This window comes from Pseudomonas sp. I8001 (assembly GCF_013385345.1).
Taxonomy (GTDB): domain Bacteria; phylum Pseudomonadota; class Gammaproteobacteria; order Pseudomonadales; family Pseudomonadaceae; genus Aquipseudomonas.
Window position 1 is genome coordinate 21642 of record NZ_JACAQC010000017.1, and the last position, 18815, is coordinate 40456.

The 18815-nt window shown below is 61.4% G+C and carries 15 protein-coding genes; 10 read left to right on the forward strand and 5 right to left on the reverse strand.

Annotation, left to right across the window (positions count from 1 at the left end; translation table 11 throughout):
• The first annotated feature begins 24 nt into the window (after positions 1–24).
• Positions 25–879 (forward strand): bifunctional methylenetetrahydrofolate dehydrogenase/methenyltetrahydrofolate cyclohydrolase FolD, encoded by an 855-nt coding sequence (folD, locus tag HX839_RS14810; RefSeq protein ID WP_010166832.1) that lies wholly within the window; start codon positions 25–27, stop codon positions 877–879.
• A 209-nt stretch (positions 880–1088) separates the two neighbouring features.
• Positions 1089–2021 carry a D-alanyl-D-alanine endopeptidase gene (gene pbpG / locus HX839_RS14815; RefSeq protein WP_003207851.1) on the forward strand — a complete coding sequence of 311 codons (933 nt, stop codon included), beginning with the start codon at positions 1089–1091 and terminating at the stop codon, positions 2019–2021.
• Positions 2022–2067: 46 nt separating this feature from the next.
• Here the strand turns inward: pbpG and HX839_RS14820 are convergent, their stop codons facing one another.
• A complete protein-coding gene (locus tag HX839_RS14820; protein WP_050550299.1) occupies positions 2068–2697 on the reverse strand; it encodes a peptidase C39 family protein in 630 nt (209 codons plus the stop codon).
• 263 nt (positions 2698–2960) lie between these two features.
• Between HX839_RS14820 and HX839_RS14825 the strand changes: the two genes are divergently transcribed.
• Positions 2961–3122 carry a hypothetical protein gene (locus HX839_RS14825; protein ID WP_003207847.1) on the forward strand — a complete coding sequence of 54 codons (162 nt, stop codon included), beginning with the start codon at positions 2961–2963 and terminating at the stop codon, positions 3120–3122.
• Positions 3123–3126: 4 nt separating this feature from the next.
• Here the strand turns inward: HX839_RS14825 and HX839_RS14830 are convergent, their stop codons facing one another.
• Positions 3127–3537 (reverse strand): hypothetical protein, encoded by a 411-nt coding sequence (locus tag HX839_RS14830; RefSeq protein WP_003207845.1) that lies wholly within the window; start codon positions 3535–3537, stop codon positions 3127–3129.
• A gap of 216 nt (positions 3538–3753) precedes the next feature.
• Here HX839_RS14830 and HX839_RS14835 point away from each other — a divergent pair, with 216 nt between their 5' ends.
• Genes HX839_RS14835 through HX839_RS14845 form a run of 3 tightly spaced genes read left to right on the forward strand, consistent with a single transcriptional unit; the run spans position 3754 to position 9533 of the window.
• A complete protein-coding gene (locus HX839_RS14835; protein ID WP_177067246.1) occupies positions 3754–6975 on the forward strand; it encodes an efflux RND transporter permease subunit in 3222 nt (1073 codons plus the stop codon).
• Entirely contained in the window at positions 6965–8131 is a 1167-nt protein-coding gene (locus tag HX839_RS14840; RefSeq protein ID WP_177021057.1) for an efflux RND transporter periplasmic adaptor subunit, read from the forward strand. The genes HX839_RS14835 and HX839_RS14840 overlap by 11 nt, the downstream gene beginning before the upstream one ends.
• Positions 8115–9533, forward strand: coding sequence for an efflux transporter outer membrane subunit (locus HX839_RS14845; protein ID WP_003207839.1), 1419 nt, complete (start codon positions 8115–8117; stop codon positions 9531–9533). The genes HX839_RS14840 and HX839_RS14845 overlap by 17 nt, the downstream gene beginning before the upstream one ends.
• 142 nt (positions 9534–9675) lie before the next feature.
• On the opposite strand, the gene HX839_RS14850 is transcribed toward HX839_RS14845, so the two are convergent.
• On the reverse strand, positions 9676–10959 hold the full coding sequence (locus HX839_RS14850) for a Zn-dependent hydrolase (protein WP_087693198.1): 1284 nt from the start codon (positions 10957–10959) through the stop codon (positions 9676–9678).
• A gap of 179 nt (positions 10960–11138) precedes the next feature.
• Positions 11139–12626 (reverse strand): NCS1 family nucleobase:cation symporter-1, encoded by a 1488-nt coding sequence (locus HX839_RS14855; RefSeq protein WP_177067247.1) that lies wholly within the window; start codon positions 12624–12626, stop codon positions 11139–11141.
• Between the two features lie 601 nt (positions 12627–13227).
• Between HX839_RS14855 and hydA the strand changes: the two genes are divergently transcribed.
• The 3 genes from hydA (at position 13228) to preA (ending at position 17472) form a co-directional block, all read left to right on the forward strand.
• Positions 13228–14667 carry a dihydropyrimidinase gene (gene hydA / locus HX839_RS14860; protein WP_177067248.1) on the forward strand — a complete coding sequence of 480 codons (1440 nt, stop codon included), beginning with the start codon at positions 13228–13230 and terminating at the stop codon, positions 14665–14667.
• Positions 14668–14830: 163 nt separating this feature from the next.
• A complete protein-coding gene (locus HX839_RS14865) occupies positions 14831–16198 on the forward strand; it encodes an NAD(P)-dependent oxidoreductase (RefSeq protein ID WP_003207831.1) in 1368 nt (455 codons plus the stop codon).
• Positions 16198–17472: an NAD-dependent dihydropyrimidine dehydrogenase subunit PreA gene (gene preA / locus HX839_RS14870; protein ID WP_003207829.1), complete on the forward strand. Its 1275-nt coding sequence runs from the start codon at positions 16198–16200 to the stop codon at positions 17470–17472. Before HX839_RS14865 ends, preA begins: the two co-directional genes overlap by 1 nt.
• Before the next feature lie 119 nt (positions 17473–17591).
• On the opposite strand, the gene HX839_RS14875 is transcribed toward preA, so the two are convergent.
• Complete coding sequence (locus HX839_RS14875; protein ID WP_003207828.1) at positions 17592–18212, reverse strand: TetR/AcrR family transcriptional regulator; 621 nt, start codon at positions 18210–18212, stop codon at positions 17592–17594.
• Positions 18213–18356: 144 nt separating this feature from the next.
• Between HX839_RS14875 and HX839_RS14880 the strand changes: the two genes are divergently transcribed.
• Positions 18357–18800, forward strand: a complete 444-nt coding sequence (locus HX839_RS14880; RefSeq protein ID WP_003207827.1) for a GNAT family N-acetyltransferase — start codon at positions 18357–18359, stop codon at positions 18798–18800.
• Positions 18801–18815: the final 15 nt, after the last annotated feature.

An 18815-nucleotide genomic window follows, 5' to 3' on the forward strand; every position in this document is an offset into this window, starting at 1 on the left:
CCTCTCGATGGTTAATCACGCGTAATGACTGCACAACTTATCGACGGCAAATCAATCGCCGCCAGCCTGCGCCAGCAGATCGCCAAACGAGTCGCCGAGCGCAGCCAACAAGGCCTGCGCACGCCGGGCCTCGCGGTGATCCTGGTCGGCAGCGATCCTGCCTCTCAGGTTTATGTCTCGCACAAGCGTAAAGACTGTGAAGAGGTCGGCTTTATTTCCAAAGCCTACGACTTGGCTGAAGACACCACCCAACAGGCCCTCACCGACCTGATCGACAGCCTCAACGACGATCCGGCCATCGACGGCATCCTGCTGCAACTGCCATTGCCCGAGCATCTGGACGCGTCGAAATTGCTCGAACGCATCCGCCCGGACAAGGACGTCGACGGTTTCCACCCTTATAACGTCGGCCGCCTGGCCCAGCGTATCCCGCTGCTGCGCCCGTGCACCCCGAAGGGCATCATGACCCTGCTGGAAAGCACCGGCGTCGATCTGTATGGCCTGGATGCCGTCGTCGTCGGCGCCTCGAACATCGTCGGTCGCCCGATGGCCATGGAACTGCTGCTGGCCGGCTGCACCGTGACCGTGACCCACCGCTTCACCAAGGACCTGGCCGGCCACGTTGGCCGCGCCGACCTGGTGGTCGTCGCCGCCGGCAAGCCGGGCCTGGTCAAGGGTGAGTGGATCAAGGAGGGCGCCATCGTCATCGACGTGGGCATCAACCGCCAGGACGATGGCAAGCTCGTGGGCGACGTGGTGTACGAAACCGCCCTGCCCCGTGCCGGCTGGATCACCCCGGTACCCGGTGGTGTCGGCCCGATGACCCGTGCCTGCCTGCTGGAAAATACCCTGTACGCAGCCGAAACCCTGCACAGCTAATAACCAGCCGCTCTGAAAAAGCCCTGCCTTATCGCAGGGCTTTTTATTGGCCGGATAAAAAGTAGTTTTTTCTTTGTTTTTAAGGGGTTTCATCTGTTTCTAGAAGAACATTCGACAGTTTCTGATCCATACTCCTAAAATGTAACGGCATTTATCAGAAAGTCCGTGCAGAACGGTATATCCCTACTTTTTTTAGCGAGTTCATCCGCGTGAAAATTCATCTTTCCATTGTCAGCCTATTTTTTGCATTGACAGGCACCTTCGCGAGCGCAAGCGAAACCACTACCGCTCCCCGCGACATGTCCACCCTGCACATCGCCTCCGGCAGTGCGATGGTGGTAGACCTGCAGACCAACAAAGTCATCTATGCCAGCAACCCGGATGTCATCGTGCCGATCGCCTCGGTGAGCAAACTGATGACCGGCCTGATCGTGCTGGAAGCCAAGCAGAACATGGATGAATACATCGACATCAACATCAAGGACACGCCAGAGATGAAAGGCGTGTTCTCCCGGGTCAAGATCGGCAGCGAGATGCCGCGCAAGGAGATGTTGCTGATTGCCCTGATGTCCTCGGAAAACCGCGCCGCCGCCAGCCTGGCCCACCACTACCCGGGCGGCTACCCGGCCTTCATCGCAGCGATGAACGCCAAGGCCAAGGCACTGGGCATGACCAGTACCCATTATGTGGAACCTACCGGCCTGTCGATCCATAACGTGTCCACCGCCCGCGACCTGAGCAAGCTGCTGGCCGCCGCACGCAAGTATCCGATGCTCAGCCAGTTGAGCACCACCAAGGAAAAGACCGTCTCGTTCCGCAAACCCAACTACACCCTGGGTTTCTCCAACACTGACCACCTGATCAACCGCGCCAACTGGGACATCAAGCTGACCAAGACCGGCTTTACCAACCAGGCCGGCCATTGCCTGGTGCTGGTGACCAGCATGGGTAATCGCCCGGTGTCGCTGGTGATCCTCGATGCCTTCGGCAAATTCACCCACTTTGCCGATGCCGGGCGCATCCGCAGCTGGGTCGAAACCGGCAAGAGCGGCTCGGTGCCAGACGTCGCATTGCGCTACAAGGCTGACAAGAACCTGAAGAACCGCCCACGGGCGAATGTTCAGGTCACCGAGTCCCGCTGATCCGTAAATAGCGACATAAAAAACGGCGCCCTTGAGCGCCGTTTTTTTATTTGGCCTGACTGGCCAGTGCCTTGACTGCTTGGGCCGCCGCCTGTTCCTGGCCCGCCTGGGCTGTGGCGCTGGCAGCCTGCTGCCAGCGCTGGGCGTCGACCTTGACCGGCAACTGGGTGGGCCGCTGAATCAGTACCGCCCACTTGCCGCCGTCTTTCCACGCCGACTCAAACGCACTGAAATCCATCGGCATGCGTCGCGCCAAGCCTGAACGCAGCAGCACCATGCTCTTCTGCTTGTTGTAACCCACCACCACGACATACCGCGGCCCGGCCCAGAAGGTCGAGCCCTGGGTGATACGCGCCATCACCGGGTACCCGGCCGCGACCTGTGCCAGCAGCGCCGGCAGCTGATCTTCCAGCGGGTACACCAACATCCCGTATTCACGGGCCAGCACCTGCATGTTGCGTTCAAGGTCCGCTTCAGCGCCCGGCAAATGCAGTGGCTTATCCAATAGCCCCGGTGTAATCACAATGCCTTGTTGAGACAGCATGCTGGCAAGAGCGGCTGGGCCACCGAGGTAAGTCTCACCGCGAAACGCCGGCACGCCCTTGAGCTCGACACTCTCCGGCAGCCCCGGGATGCTCGTGGGTTTTGGATGCGAGGAACAGGCCGCCAGCCCCATGAAACAGGCGGCGACCCACCAGGAGGTTTTAATGTTCGAGGGAAACCGCAACTTCTTCACTCACTTGATCAACGGTCGACGTGGGCCCTGATCATAGGACGCTCCGGGGCGCGGGTATAGCCTTGCAGCGCAGTAAAAGGCCGGCGATAGAGCAAACAAGTTGGACGCACACGACCATTGGTCAATAGCAGGCAACCTGCGGATAGCTAGACTGTCCATTGAGAAGACAGTGTGTGCCCGGCACCGGGCGAAAGGAGGCACTTATGAGCCTGACAACAACGATTCTGCTTTTGATCTGTGGCTGGCTGGCCGTCGCCGCCGCGATGCTGTGGGGCGTGATGCGCGTGACCCGCCGGCACCATCACCCACACGTAAAACCCGCAGCACCCGGCAAGCTGCACAAACCCGCCGGGCACCACGCCTGACGCCTTAGCCAGGCATGCAACTGAAGTCTTCGGTCTGCGCCAATTCCTTGCCGTGGCTATCCTTCAACTCGGCACGCACCGTCGTACCCAGGCTGGATTCCACCAGGGTGTAATGCTCGCCGGCCTTGAAGTTGCCGTAGGTCACATGCCCGCGACAATCCTGCTGGTTATCATCCCCCGCCTCTTCTTCAAACAAGGTGACGTCCAGGCGATGCGCGCCGGGTTTCACTTCGAAGTAGCGGCCATCATTAATGTTTTTACCGTCTACCCGCTCGGCCATCAGGTCGTTGGGTGCCTCCTCTTGCAAGCCGATCCAGGCTTCGCTCGGGTCCGCCTTCGGCATCGGGCCGGCACACGCCGACAACAACAGGACCGCACTCAAGGCCGGGATCAACAACAAGGGTTTAAGAGACATGGCAGAACTCCAAATGGATAAAGAGTGAACAGGCGAAACAGCTCCCGTTCGATCGGTATCCAGCTTGTTACTGTCACCATTGTTGAACAAATGAATACATATGAAAGGATCTTCAGCCGTTAACTAAATCTTCCTTCACCTGGCTGAAAGGTGCGTGTTAGGTGGGTCCGTCAAGACTGCGAGCGTTTGCAATCCAACTCCTTTGGAGGTTACGGCATGCTCGGGCTGGTAAAGACCGCACTGCTCAAGCCCTACACGTTTATCGTGCTGGCAATTTTCATCTGCATCATCGGGCCCATGGCGGCCTTGCGTACCCCCACTGACGTATTTCCCGATATTGGCATCCCCGTCGTTGCGGTGGTTTGGCAGTACAACGGCCTGTCTCCGGACGCCATGGCCGGTCGCGTGATCTACACCTACGAACGCTCCCTGAGTACCACCGTCAACGACATCGAGCACATTGAATCGCAGTCGTTACCCGGCATGGGCATCGTGAAGATTTTCTTCCAGCCCGGCGTGGATATCCGCACCGCCAACGCCCAGGTAACAGCGGTGTCACAAACCGTGCTCAAGCAGATGCCACCGGGCATTACGCCGCCGCTGATCCTCAACTACAGCGCCTCTACGGTGCCGATTCTGCAGATGGCGTTCTCCAGCCCCAGCTTGTCGGAAGCGAAGATCCGCGACCTGGTGCAGAACAACATCCGCTTGCCCCTGAGCGCCCTGCCCGGCCTGGCCATGCCCACGCCAATGGGCGGCAAGCAACGCCAGATCACCCTCGACCTCGACCCACAGGCGCTGGCCGCCAAAGGTCTCTCGGCGCAGGACGTAGGCAACGCCCTGGCCCTGCAGAACCAGATTATCCCGGTGGGTACCGCCAAACTCGGCCCCAACGAATACACGATCTTGCTCAACAACAGCCCGAAGGCGATTGATGAGCTCAACGACTTGCCGATCAAGACAGTCGACGGTGCGATCATCACCATCGGCCAGGTGGCCCACGTGCGTGACGGCTCGCCGCCGCAGACCAACATCGTGCGCGTCGACGGCCACCGTGCGGTGCTGATGCCGGCCCTGAAAAACGGCAGCATCTCCACCCTGTCGATCATCGAAGGCATCCGCCAGATGCTGCCGCGCATCAATGAAACCCTGCCGCCGTCGCTGAAGACCTCACTGCTCGGCGACGCCTCGGTGTTCGTCAAACAGTCGGTGGGCAGCGTGGCCCAGGAAGGCATCATCGCCGCCTTGCTGACCAGTGCGATGATCCTGCTGTTCCTCGGCAGCTGGCGCTCGACCATCATCATCGCCGCGTCGATTCCCCTCGCGGTGCTGTCGGCCATCGCCCTGCTGGCGGCCACCGGGCAAACCCTCAACGTCATGACCCTCGGCGGGCTGGCGTTGGCGGTGGGGATCCTGGTGGACGACGCCACAGTGACCATCGAGAACATCAACTGGCACCTGGAACAAGGCAAGGCGGTGAAGGACGCGATCCTCGACGGCGCCAAGCAAATCGTCGGCCCGGCGTTCGTGTCCCTGCTGTGTATCTGCATCGTGTTTGTGCCGATGTTCATGCTGCAAGGCATCGCCGGCTACCTGTTCCGCCCGATGGCATTGGCGGTGATTTTCGCCATGGCCAGCTCGTTCATTCTGTCGCGGACCCTGGTGCCGACCCTGGCGATGTTCCTGCTCAAGCCGCACGTGCCGGAGCAAGGTGAAGGTCATCACCCGGAAGATGAATTCATCAACCATCACGAGGGCGACCAGCACAAACCGCAGCGCAACGCGGTGCTGCAATCGGTGCTGAATTTCCAGCAGGGTTTTGAGCGTCACTTCTCCAACGTACGGGACGTTTACCACGGCCTGCTGACCCTGGCCCTCGGCGCCCGCAAGCGCTTCATCATCGGCTTCCTGGCGTGCATCCTCGCCTCGTTCCTGCTGCTGCCAAGCCTGGGCCAGGACTTCTTCCCGGCCACCGACGCCGGGGCCATGGCCCTGCACGTGCGCTTGCCGCTGGGCACACGTATCGAAGAGAGCGCGGCGGCCTTTGACCGGATCGAAGCGCGGATTCGCGAGATCGTTCCGGCCGACGAACTGGACACCATCGTCGACAACATCGGCATCCCGCTGAGCGGCATCGACATGGCCTACAGCAGCAGTGGCACCATCGGCCCACAGGACGGCGATATCCAGGTCACCCTGAAAAAGGACCATGCGCCCACCGCCGACTACGTGAAAAAACTGCGTGAAGCGTTGCCCGAAAGCTTCCCCGGCAGCCAGTTCGCATTCCTCCCGGCAGACATCAGCAGCCAGATCCTCAACTTCGGTTCGCCGGCCCCGCTGGACGTGAAAATCTCCGGGCGCAGCGATGAAGAAAACCGCGCCTACGCCATCGAACTGGAACGTCGCCTGAAACACATACCGGGCATTGCCGACCTGCGCATCCAGCAGTCCACCGGCTACCCGTCACTGCAAGTCAACGTGGACCGCATGCGTGCCAACGGCCTGGGCATCACCGAGCGTGACGTAACCAACAGCATGGTTGCGTCCCTGGCCGGCAGCTCGCAAACCGCACCAACGTTCTGGCTCAACCCGGCCAACGGCGTGTCGTATTCGATCGTGGCAGCCACCCCGCAATACCGCCTCGACAGCCTGCCGTCCCTGGAAGCGTTGCCGGTAACCGGTGCCGATGGTCAGTCGCAGATCCTCGGCGGCGTGGCGACCATCTCGCGGGTACAAAGCCCGGCGGTGGTGACCCACTACAACATCGAACCGACCCTGGACCTGTACGCCAACGTGCAAGGCCGCGACCTCGGCGGCGTCGCCAGCGATGTGCAAAAAGTGCTGAACGACATGGCCCCGATGCGCCCCAAAGGCGCGACCATCAGCCTGCACGGGCAGATCGATGCGCTGCATGAAGCGTTCAACGGCTTGAGCTTCGGCCTGCTCGGTGCGGTGGTGCTGATCTACCTGCTGATCGTGGTCAACTTCCAGTCCTGGACCGACCCGTTCGTGATCATCACCGCACTGCCGGCAGCGCTCGCGGGAATCGTCTGGATGCTGTTCCTCAGCGGCACGTCATTGTCGGTGCCCGCACTCACGGGGGCCATCCTCTGTATGGGCGTGGCCACCGCCAACTCGATCCTGGTGGTGAGCTTCTGCCGAGAGCGCCTGGCCGAACATGGCGATGCACTCAAGGCCGCACTGGAAGCCGGCTACACCCGTTTCCGCCCGGTCTGCATGACCGCCCTGGCGATGATCATCGGCATGTTGCCGCTGGCCTTGTCCGAAGAACAAAACGCGCCGCTGGGACGTGCCGTGATCGGCGGCCTGATCCTCGCCACCACTGCCACTTTGCTGTTTGTACCCGTGGTCTTCAGCCTGGTCCACGGTCGTCACCCTACTCGCGCTGCTGCTGGAGAAACTTCACATGTCGTCTGATCACAAACCCTCGCGCAAGCGTCTGATGCTCATGGGTGTCGGCGGCCTGACACTGGCCGCCCTGTTGGTCGCCAACGGCCTGCACGCCCGTACGATGCATGAAAAATCCGTCACCGCCTGGACCGAAACCGCCGCCGTGCCGCAGGTGCTGGTGTTCCAGCCCAAACAGAACGCGGCCGGCGACACCCTGCGCCTGCCCGCGCATCTGGAAGCCTGGAGCAAGGCACCGATTCATGCGCGGGTCAGCGGTTACCTGAAAGACTGGAAAGTCGACATCGGCAGCCAGGTCAAGGCCGGGCAGATTCTCGCCGAGATCGACAGCCCCGACCTCGACCAGCAAGTGGCGCAAACCCACGCGCGCATGGTGCAGGAGCAGGCCAATGCACGCCTGGCGCAAACCACCGCCACCCGCTGGAAAAACCTGCTGGACAGCCATTCGGTATCGCGCCAGGAGGCCGATGAAAAAACCTCGAATGCCCTGGCCGCCAAGGCCAACGCCCAGGCCGCCGAGGCTGACTATGCGCGGCTCTCGGCGCTGGAAGACTACAAGACCATTCGCGCGCCATTCGCCGGTGTGATCACCGCGCGCAACACCGACATCGGCCAGTTGATCAAGGCTGACAGCGACAGCGATCCGGAACTGTTCGACATCGCCGACACCCACCAACTGCGCCTCTACGTGCCGGTGCCGCAGAACTACGCCGCGGTGATTCATCCCGGGCTGGCCGCCCAACTGACGGTACCCGAGCACCCCGGCGAACACTTCAGCGCGAAGCTGATGGGCGACTCCACCGCCATCGACCGCCGCTCCGGCACCCTGCTCGCACAGTTCGTGGCCGACAACCCGGACGGCAAGTTGCTGCCCGGCGACTACGCCGAAGCCACCCTGGCGATTCCGGCGGATACCCATGGCGTGAGCATCCCGGCCAGCGCCCTGATCTTCCGCGCCGAAGGTACCCAGGTCGCGGTACTGGACGCCAAGAACCACGTGCACCTGCAAGACATCCACATCGGCCTCGACCTCGGCGAGCGCCTGGTGATTGACCAGGGCCTGAAACCCACTGACCGCGTAGTCGACAACCCACCCGACGCACTGCGCGAAGGCGACGCCGTGCAAATGGCCGATGCCGGAGGTGCACATGCGCCCAAGGCTTAAACCCCTCGCGGCCCTGGTATTGGTGGCACTGCACGGTTGCTCGCTGGCGCCCACCTACAAGGCGCCGACCATCGACCTGCCGGCCAAGTACCGCGAACAGACCAGCGACGGCCCGTGGCACAGCGCGCAACCGTCCGACCAACTGGCGCCGAAGTGGTGGCAGCTGTATCAGGACCCGCGCCTGAACGACCTGCAGGAACAACTGCTCAAGGCCAACCCGGACCTGGCGGCGGCGCTGGCGCATTTCGATGCGTCCCAGGCGTATGCCAGCCAGTTGCATGCCGGGCTGTTCCCGCAAATAACCGCCAGCGCGCAACCGTTGCGCCAGCGGCAATCGGACAATCGGCCACTGCGGGGTGATACCCAGCCTTCGGTGTACAACAGCAACACGGCGGGGTTTGCGCTGAGCTTCGATCTGGATCTGTGGGGCAAAATCCGCAACCAGGTGGCGGCTGGCGATGCACAGGCCCAAGCCTCCGGGGATGATTTGGCGGTGGCACGCCTGAGCCTGCAGCATCAGTTGGCGACGCTGTACGTGCAGCTCAACGGACTGGATGCCCAGAGCCGGATTCTCAGCAGTTCGCTGGATGATTTTGGCCAGGCGCTGAAACTGACCCGCAGCCGGTACGAGGGGCAGATCGCCTCGGAGCTCGACCTGACCCGGGCGCAGAATCAGCTGGCTGAAGCACAGGCGCAGCTTGACGATGTGCGCGGTCAACGCAATCTCACCGAGCATGCGATTGGTGAATTGGTGGGCGTATCCGCCAGTGAATTCCAGCTGCCGCCGAGCCAGCAATTGATCGCGCTGCCGGGGATTCCGCAACAACTGCCGAGCCACCTGCTGCAACGCCGGCCGGATATCGCGGCAGCCGAGCGACGGGTGTTTGCGGCCAACGCGAATATCGGCGTGGCCAAGGCGGCGTGGTACCCGGATTTCAGTTTGACCGGCTTGATTGGCGGGCAGACCCAAGGTGTGGGCAACTTGTTCTCCGCCGCCAATCGGTATTGGGCGCTGGGGCCGCTGGTGAATCTGCCGATCTTTGATGGCGGCCGGCTGAGCGCCAATGAGCGCCAGGCCAAGGCGGAGTTTGAAGAGGCTTCGGCGCACTATCGCAGCCAGGTGTTAAGAGCCGTGCGTGAGGTAGAAGACAACCTTGGGCAACTGCGCGACTTGCAGCAGGAGGCGATGGACGAACAAGCCGCCGCGAATGCCGCCGAGCACACACAGGCACTGGCGATGAACAGTTATCAGGCGGGGGCTGTGAGCTATCTGGATGTGGTGACGGCGCAGACGGCGGCGTTGCAGGCGCAGCGCACGTTGCAGGCGGTGCAGACGCGGCAGTTGCAGGCGAGTGTGGGTTTGGTGACGGCGCTGGGCGGAGGCTGGAAGCCCGACGCCTGATACCTGTCTCAAGAACGACAGTGATCAACTGTGGGAGCGGGCTTGCTCGCGAAGGCGGTGGGTCAGCACCGGATATGCTGGCTGACACACCGCCTTCGCGAGCAAGCCCGCTCCCACATTTTATCGCAGTGACTGGACGTACTCAGGCAGCCAACTTACCGCTGGCGATTGCCACCGAAGCTGCCACCATCGCCCTCAGCAACACCGCACACCCCGCCGCCAAATCATCCGGCGCCGCGTTCTCGATTTCGTTATGGCTGATGCCACCTTCACACGGCACAAAGATCATCCCCGCGGGCCCCAGTTCCGCGACGAAGATCGCGTCGTGCCCTGCCCCGCTCACGATATCCATGTTGGACAACCCCAACCCATTGGCCGCATCACGCACGGCATCCACGCAGCCTTTGTCGAAGTACAGCGGCGGGAAGTCAGCGGTGGGTGTCATCTCGAACGTGAGGCCGTGCTTGGCGCAGGTTTCGTCAATCACTTTGCGCACCTGGGCAATCATCGAATCCAACCGCGCCGGTTCCAGATGGCGGAAGTCCAGGGTCATGCGCACTTCGCCAGGAATGACGTTGCGTGAGCCCGGATACGCTTGCAGGCAACCGACGGTGCCGCAGGCGTGAGGCTGATGACCCAACGCCGCCGCGTTAACTGCAGCCACCACGGCCGCGGCACCGACCAGGGCATCCTTGCGCAGGTGCATCGGGGTCGGCCCCGCATGCGCCTCGACACCCCGCAGTTTCAGGTCGAACCATTTCTGGCCAAGGGCGCCCAGCACCACACCGATGGTTTTCTTTTCATCCTCAAGAATCGGACCTTGCTCGATATGTGCTTCGAAATATGCGCCCACCTTGTGCCCGCTCACCGGGCGTGATCCGGCATACCCAATGGCATTCAGCGCATCGCCCACGGTCACGCCGTCGGCATCCGTCTTGGCCAGCGTGTCGGCCAGGGTGAATTTCTCGGCAAACACCCCGGAGCCCATCATGCAGGGAGGAAAGCGCGAGCCTTCTTCGTTGGTCCACACCACCACTTCCAGCGGCGCTTCGGTTTCCACCTTCAGGTCATTGAGGGTGCGCAATACCTCAACGCCCGCCAGCACGCCAAAACAGCCATCAAACTTGCCGCCGGTGGGCTGGGTGTCGATATGGCTGCCGGTCATCACCGGCGGCAACTGGGGATTGCGCCCCGGCCGGCGGGCGAAGATATTGCCGACGCCATCGATGGTCACGGTACAGCCCGCTTCCTCGCACCACTTCACAAACAGGTCGCGGGCCTGGCGATCGAGGTCGGTCAGGGCCAGGCGGCAGACGCCGCCCTTGGGGGTGGCGCCGAGCTTGGCGAGTTCCATCAGGGACAGCCACAGACGATCGCGGTTGATGTGCTGATGGGTGGATTGCAGAACGTCTATGGCAGCGTTCATGGGGATCTCCTCAGGCAGTAGTTCTTATGAATTTGACCAGACTCTCACTGGAGGACTGCGATCAAAAATGTGGGAGCGGGCTTGCTCGCGAAGGCGGTGATTCAGCTAACACATCTGGCGACTGGCACACCGTATTCGCGAGCAAGCCCGCTCCCACATTTGATTGCATTCCACATCGATTAAAGCGGTGTTTTCACCGCGACCACACGAGCCCCGCGTTTCATGCAGAGGGCGTAATACAACAGGCCACCGAGCGCCGAGCCGGTGAACCAGCCATAGCTGTAGAACCAGCTGAACGCGTCGCTGCCCAGGGACAGCAACGTCAACACCACCGGCACGCCAAACGCCAGGAAGCCATGCCAGTTCCACGCCGGGTACACGTCATCGCGATACAAACCGGCGAGGTCCAGTTGCTGTTTCTTGATGATGAAATAGTCCACCACCATGATCCCGGCGATCGGCCCCAAGAGGCTTGAGTAACCCAGCAACCAGTTGGAATAGACGGTTTCCAGGCTCACGTCGGAAATGATCAGCCCGAGCTTTTTCAGCAGTTCGTGGGCCATCAGCGCCAGGCCCACCAGGCCGGTGAGCACCACCGCCGCGGTGCGGTTGATCAGCTTGGGGGCAATGTTCTGGAAGTCGTTGGTGGGCGAGACGATGTTCGCCGCGGTGTTGGTGGACAAGGTGGCGATGATGATCAGCGCCATGGCCACGGCTACCCACACCGGGCTCTGGATATGGCCAATCAGGGTCACCGGATCGGAGACGCTGACGCCCACCAGTTTTACCGAGGCGGCGGTCATGATCACGCCGAGGGCGGCGAACAGGAACATGGTCAGCGGCAGGCCGAAAATCTGCCCGAGGATCTGGTCTTTCTGGCTTTTGGCGTAGCGGCTGAAGTCGGGAATGTTCAACGACAAGGTGGCCCAGAAACCCACCATCGCCGTCAGGCCCGCCATGAAGTAGCCGGTGAGGCTGGCGCCTTCGGGACGTTTGGGCGGGATGGCCATCAACTCGGTCAGCGACACATTCGGCAGCGCCCACACCAGCAGCCCGATACCCACCGCCACCAGCAGCGGTGCCGACAGGGTTTCCAGCCATTTGATCGACTCGGCGCCACGCAATACCACCCACAGGTTCAGGGTCCAGAAGATCATGAAGCCGATCACTTCACCGGTGCCGCCAAGGGATTTCCAACCCTCGAAAATCGACCCCAGGAACAGGTGGATTGCCAGGCCGCCAAACATCGTCTGGATACCGAACCAGCCACACGCCACCAACGCGCGGATCAGGCACGGCACGTTGGAGCCGAGCACGCCGAAGGACGAGCGCAGCAACACCGGAAACGGGATGCCGTACTTGGTACCGGGGAAGGCGTTGAGGGTCAGCGGGATCAGCACCACGATATTGGCCAGCAGGATCGCCATCAGCGCCTCGCCCACCGACAACCCGAAGTACGCGGTGAGCACGCCGCCCAGGGTGTAGGTCGGCACACACACCGACATGCCGATCCACAGCGCGGTGATATGCCACTTGTTCCAGGTGCGTTCGCGCACCTTGGTCGGTGCCATGTCGTGGTTGTAGCGGGGGCTGTCGAGGACGTCGGGGCCGGCGTCGAGTTCGTACAGGCCGTTGCGCTCAATGACTTGCGATCTGTTCTGTTGCATGGCCGCTCCACGGTTTTTTCGAATTATTTTTGCTCATCCCGTGACGTGCACGGGATGGCCGGAGTACCTCGTTGACAACATGACATCCGGGACCCGGCCAACCGCCACCGCACTCAATAACCGTGCCGTAAACCGTCAACCTGCCCGCACCGCTTGTATAACTTGCTGATGTTTATCAGCTTTATTGTCTCGACCGAAGAGCCCCTCGTTACTTTCAGCGTTACTCAGGCCAACTAACGCAGAAGTTGTCCGAACCCTCAGGACTCAATCTGGTGCAACACAATTATTTTTATTTACCGGCCCCGTCAAGAGGCATGTCTCAAGCGTCTGATTTGCAATAGGAAATGTTGCTCATATTGTGAACCTGTCAAGTGCGTCAAAATGGTGAGAGGCCGCTACATTTTGGTGATTTTGATTTTTTATCGTTAAAATTCAATTACTTAATAAAGATATAAGCTTATAAAAAATATTCTTGCTCATTCGAAAAACTCGGGCTAGTTTCTATTCCTGTCACCGCTGACAGGAATTAATTTTCCAGCGGCGCGATGCATGACAACACTTAGAACTGGCACAAGCCGGTCAAGCCTGTGAGGAACTCGACATGTCGCTGTTGATCCGTGGCGCTACCGTTATTACCCATGATGAAAGTTACCGAGCCGATGTTTTATGCGCAGACGGTCTAATCCGCGCCATTGGCACTGATCTGGATATTCCCGCCGGCACCGAGATACTCGACGGCAGCGGTCAATACCTGATGCCCGGCGGCATCGACCCCCATACCCATATGCAGTTGCCCTTCATGGGCACCGTGGCCAGTGAAGATTTTTTCAGTGGCACGGCCGCCGGGTTGGCGGGCGGCACCACGTCGATCATCGACTTCGTGATTCCCAACCCGCAGCAATCCCTGCTGGAAGCCTTCCATCAGTGGCGCGGCTGGGCCGAGAAGTCGGCGTCCGACTACGGCTTTCACGTCGCCATTACGTGGTGGAGCGAGCAGGTCCGCGAGGAAATGGCCGAGCTGGTGAGCCAACACGGCATCAACAGCTTCAAGCATTTCATGGCGTACAAGAACGCAATCATGGCCGCCGACGACACCTTGGTGGCGAGCTTCGAACGCTGCCTGGAACTGGGTGCGGTACCGACGGTGCATGCCGAAAACGGCGAGCTGGTGTATCACCTGCAACGCAAGCTGATGGCCCAGGGCATTACCGGGCCTGAAGCGCATCCGTTGTCGCGGCCTTCGCAGGTGGAAGGTGAAGCCGCCAGCCGGGCGATCAGGATTGCCGAAACCATCGGCACGCCGCTGTACCTGGTGCACGTGTCCACCAAGGAAGCGCTGGATGAAATTACCTACGCCCGCAGCAAGGGCCAGCCGGTGTACGGCGAAGTATTGGCCGGGCATCTGCTGCTGGACGACAGCGTGTATCAACACCACGACTGGCAGACCGCCGCCGGCTATGTGATGAGCCCGCCCTTCCGCCCGCGCGGGCATCAGGAGGCACTGTGGCATGGCTTGCAATCGGGCAACCTGCACACCACCGCCACCGACCATTGCTGCTTCTGCGCCGAGCAAAAAGCCGCCGGGCGGGATGACTTCAGCAAAATTCCCAATGGCACTGCCGGTATCGAAGACCGCATGGCGCTGTTGTGGGATGAGGGCGTGAACACTGGGCGCTTGTCGATGCAGGAATTCGTTGCGCTGACGTCTACCAACACCGCGAAGATCTTCAACCTGTATCCACGCAAAGGAGCGATCCGCGTGGGGGCCGATGCTGACCTGGTGCTGTGGGACCCGCAAGGCACACGGACCATTTCCGCGAAGACTCACCACCAGAAAGTCGACTTCAACATCTTCGAAGGCAAGACCGTGCGCGGCGTGCCGAGCCATACCATCAGCCAGGGCAAGCTGGTCTGGGCGGATGGGGATTTGCGCGCCGAACGGGGTGCGGGTCGGTATATCGAACGGCCGACGTATCCGCCGGTGTTTGAGCAGTTGAGCAAGCGGGCGGAGCGTTCCAGGCCGGTTGCTGTGAAACGCTGAGGCCGCCATTCGCGAGCAAGCCCGCTCCCACATTCGCCCCCATTCCAACAGGATAAATGCAGTCGAATGTGGGAGCGGGCTTGCTCGCGAAGAGGCCGGTACAGGCAACAAAAAAACCACTGCCCACCAGAGGCAGCACCTCAAAAACCGTGAGGCCAATACCGTGATCCAGACCCTGAACCATCTTCCCCACCCCCATGAAGATGCGGCGGCCCTCGCCGCGCATTTCACCGACCTGGCGCCGCCGCTCAATGCCCGGCAAGCCCAACTGGAAGCGTCGCGCTGCCTCTACTGCTACGACGCACCGTGCGTCAACGCGTGCCCCAGCGAGATCGATATCCCGTCGTTCATCCGCAATATCCACACGGAGAACGTCCAGGGCGCCGCGCAGAAGATTCTCTCGGCGAATATCCTCGGCGGCAGTTGCGCCCGGGTCTGCCCGACGGAAATCCTCTGCCAGCAAGCCTGCGTGCGCAACAACGCCGAGGAATGCGCCCCGGTACTGATCGGCCTGTTGCAGCGTTACGCGGTGGACAACGCGCACTTCAGCGAACACCCGTTCCAGCGCGCCGCGCCCACCGGCAAGCGCATCGCGGTGGTCGGCGCCGGGCCTGCGGGTTTGTCCTGCGCCCATCGCAGCGCCCTGCACGGCCATGACGTGGTGATTTTCGAAGCCCGGGAAAAAGCCGGCGGCCTGAATGAATACGGGATCGCCAAGTACAAGCTGGTGGATGACTTCGCGCAAAAGGAACTGGATTTCCTCCTGCAAATTGGCGGCATCGAGATCCGTCACGGCCAGCGCCTGGGCGACAACCTGACCTTGAGCGAACTGCACCAGCAGTTCGATGCAGTGTTCCTCGGCCTTGGCCTGGCTGCCAGCAAACAGCTCGGCCTGCCACACGAAGACGCCCCCGGCCTGCTCGCCGCCACCGACTACATCCGTGAACTGCGCCAGGCCGACGACCTCAGTCAACTGCCCCTGGCCGACCGTTGCATCGTGCTCGGCGCCGGCAACACGGCCATCGACATGGCGGTGCAAATGGCCCGCCTCGGTGCCCGTGACGTCAACCTGGTGTATCGCCGTGGCCTGGCTGAAATGGGCGCCACCGGCCATGAGCAGGACATCGCCAAGGCCAACCAGGTACGCCTGCTGACCTGGGCCCAGCCCGAAGAAGTGTTGCTCGACGACCAGGGCCATGTGCGCGGCATGCGTTTCGCCCGCACCCGCATGGTCGATGGCCGCCTGCAAGCCACCGGCGAGACCTTCGAACTGGCCGCCGACGCGATCTTCAAGGCCATCGGCCAAGGCTTCGACGACGAGGCGCTGCACGACCCGCTGGCCCACCAACTGCAACGCCAGGGCGATCGGATCTTCGTCAACGAACAGCTGCGCACCAGCATCCCCGGTGTGTACGCCGGCGGCGATTGCGTCAGCCTCGGCCAGGACCTCACCGTCCAGGCCGTGCAACATGGCAAGCTGGCCGCTGAAGCCATGCACGCCCAACTCATGCTGAATGTGGAGGCTGCGTAATGGCCGATCTCTCGATTGTATTCGCCGGTATCAAAGCCCCCAATCCGTTCTGGCTGGCCTCTGCACCGCCTACCGACAAGGCCTACAACGTGGTCCGCGCCTTTGAAGCAGGCTGGGGCGGCGTGGTCTGGAAAACCCTCGGCGAAGACCCGGCAGCGGTCAACGTCTCATCGCGCTACTCGGCGCACTTTGGTGCCAACCGTGAAGTGCTCGGCATCAATAACATCGAGCTGATTACCGACCGCTCCCTGGAGATCAACCTGCGGGAAATCACCCAGGTGAAAAAGGACTGGCCGGACCGCGCGCTGATCGTGTCATTGATGGTGCCGTGTGTTGAGGAGTCGTGGAAACACATCCTGCCACTGGTGGAAGCCACCGGCTGCGACGGCATCGAGCTGAACTTCGGCTGCCCCCACGGCATGCCGGAACGCGGCATGGGCGCGGCGGTGGGCCAGGTGCCGGAGTATGTGGAACAGGTGACGCGCTGGTGCAAGACCTATTGCTCGCTGCCGGTGATCGTCAAGCTCACGCCGAACATCACCGACATACGCGTGGCGGCGCGGGCAGCGTATCGCGGGGGCGCGGATGCGGTGTCGCTGATCAACACCATCAACTCCATCACCAGTGTCGACCTGGAGCGCATGGTCGCCCTGCCGATGGTCGGCACCCAAAGCACCCACGGGGGTTACTGCGGCTCGGCGGTGAAACCCATCGCACTGAACATGGTGGCGGAGATTGCCCGGGACCCACAGACACAAGGCTTGCCGATCTGCGGGATTGGCGGGATTGGCAACTGGCGCGATGCAGCGGAATTCGTCGCGCTGGGCTGCGGCGCGGTGCAGGTGTGCACGGCGGCGATGCTGCATGGGTTTCGGATTGTCGAAGAAATGAAGGACGGGCTGTCGCGGTGGATGGACAGCCAGGGTTACAGCAGCCTGCAGGAATTTTCCGGGCGGGCGGTGGGCAATACGACGGATTGGAAGTACCTGGATATCAATTACCAGGTGATCGCCAAAATTGACCAGGCGGCGTGTATTGGCTGTGGGCGTTGCCATATTGCCTGTGAAGACACGTCGCACCAGGCGATTGCCAGCTTGAAGCAGGCGGATGGGACACATAAATACGAGGTGATCGATGATGAGTGCGTGGGGTGCAACCTGTGCCAGATCACCTGCCCGGTGGCGGACTGTATCGAGATGGTGCCGGTGGATACCGGGAAGCCGTTTTTGAACTGGACGCAGGATCCGAGGAACCCCTACCGCGAGGCGGTGTAGCCTGAATGATCGTTCCCACGCTCCGCGTGGGAATGCATCCGTTGACGCTCCGCGTCACGACCTTAAGAGCGGACGCAGAGCGTCCAGGGCGGCACTCTCACGCGGAGCGTGGGAACGATCTAGGGCTCCAACCCAATCCCCCGCAGGATCACACTCGTCACCGTCTGCACCGCCCGCTCAAACTGCATGTCCGACAACGGCTGATGGTCATTCAGGATCTTCACCTGATGGTCAAAGTCGGCATAGTGCTGGGTCGACGCCCAGATCATATACAGCAGGCTCGACGGCTCCACCGGCAAAATCCGCTTGTCCTCCACCCACTGGCGAATCTTCGCTTCCTTCATCTTGGCCCAGTCATACAGGCTCACATCCAGCGCCTCCCCCAGGGTTGGCGCGCCGTGGATGATTTCATTCGCCCAGACTTTCGAACCATAAGGCCGGCTGCGGGAATGTTGCATCTTGGCGCGGATGTAGCTGCTGAGCACCACCCGCGGGTCGTCGAACATCTCGAAGCACAAGGCGTCCTGCTTCCACACCTCCAGCAGGTCGAACAACACCGCGCTGTACAGCTCGCTCTTGGTACTGAAGTAGTAATGCAGGTTGGAGCGCGGCAGTTGCACTTCTTCAGCGATGTCGGCCATGGCGGTGCTGCCATAGCCCTTCTCGGCGAAGACCTTTTCAGCCGCCAGCAGAATCTTTTCGACGTTGACCCGACGAATACCGATCTTGTGATTGCCCATAAGGGCTCCCTGACAACAACATGGCTTCAAGACTACCATCCGCTCTAGATCGCGGCGACACGCCACTGTGAAACTTCGTACAAGAACCTTCCCCGCCGATAGCGGATTGGTTAGCATCGCCATCCCCTCGAAGGATCATCCCCCATGACTATTCGACAGCGAAGCGCGTGCGACGACCCGGTGCTGGGTGCACTGTGGGAACGCTCGGTGCGCGCCACCCATGACTTTCTCAGCGAAGACGACATCCAGCGCCTGCTGCCCCTGGTACGCGACTGCTACCTGCCGATGCCCGCACTTGAAGTGTGGGTGTACGAAGATACCCAAGGCATTGGCGGCTTCGTCGGCACCGGCGGCAATAATGTCGAGATGCTGTTTATCGACCCGAACCGACGCGGCCAGGGCATCGGTCGCCAGTTGCTGGACTTCGTCCGCGCCCGCCACGACACCCTGCGGGTCGACGTGAACGAGCAGAATCCACAGGCCGTGGGTTTCTACCTGCACTATGGTTTTATCCAGACCGGGCGCTCGCCCGTCGATGGCGAAGGCAAGCCCTTCCCCTTGTTGCACATGGCACTACCGAACGACTGACTCTCACCTGAAGGT

Bases quoted from the DNA above. Each gene is read 5' to 3' on its own strand.
- folD (WP_010166832.1), top strand. From the start codon at position 25: ATGACTGCACAACTTATCGACGGCAAATCAATCGCCGCCAGCCTGCGC.
- HX839_RS14820 (WP_050550299.1), bottom strand. From the start codon at position 2,697: ATGGGGCTGGCGGCCTGTTCCTCGCATCCAAAACCCACGAGCATCCCG.
- HX839_RS14825 (WP_003207847.1), top strand. From the start codon at position 2,961: ATGAGCCTGACAACAACGATTCTGCTTTTGATCTGTGGCTGGCTGGCC.
- HX839_RS14830 (WP_003207845.1), bottom strand. From the start codon at position 3,537: ATGTCTCTTAAACCCTTGTTGTTGATCCCGGCCTTGAGTGCGGTCCTG.
- HX839_RS14835 (WP_177067246.1), top strand. From the start codon at position 3,754: ATGCTCGGGCTGGTAAAGACCGCACTGCTCAAGCCCTACACGTTTATC.
- HX839_RS14840 (WP_177021057.1), top strand. From the start codon at position 6,965: ATGTCGTCTGATCACAAACCCTCGCGCAAGCGTCTGATGCTCATGGGT.
- HX839_RS14845 (WP_003207839.1), top strand. From the start codon at position 8,115: ATGCGCCCAAGGCTTAAACCCCTCGCGGCCCTGGTATTGGTGGCACTG.
- HX839_RS14850 (WP_087693198.1), bottom strand. From the start codon at position 10,959: ATGAACGCTGCCATAGACGTTCTGCAATCCACCCATCAGCACATCAAC.
- HX839_RS14855 (WP_177067247.1), bottom strand. From the start codon at position 12,626: ATGCAACAGAACAGATCGCAAGTCATTGAGCGCAACGGCCTGTACGAA.
- hydA (WP_177067248.1), top strand. From the start codon at position 13,228: ATGTCGCTGTTGATCCGTGGCGCTACCGTTATTACCCATGATGAAAGT.
- preA (WP_003207829.1), top strand. From the start codon at position 16,198: ATGGCCGATCTCTCGATTGTATTCGCCGGTATCAAAGCCCCCAATCCG.
- HX839_RS14875 (WP_003207828.1), bottom strand. From the start codon at position 18,212: ATGGGCAATCACAAGATCGGTATTCGTCGGGTCAACGTCGAAAAGATT.
- HX839_RS14880 (WP_003207827.1), top strand. From the start codon at position 18,357: ATGACTATTCGACAGCGAAGCGCGTGCGACGACCCGGTGCTGGGTGCA.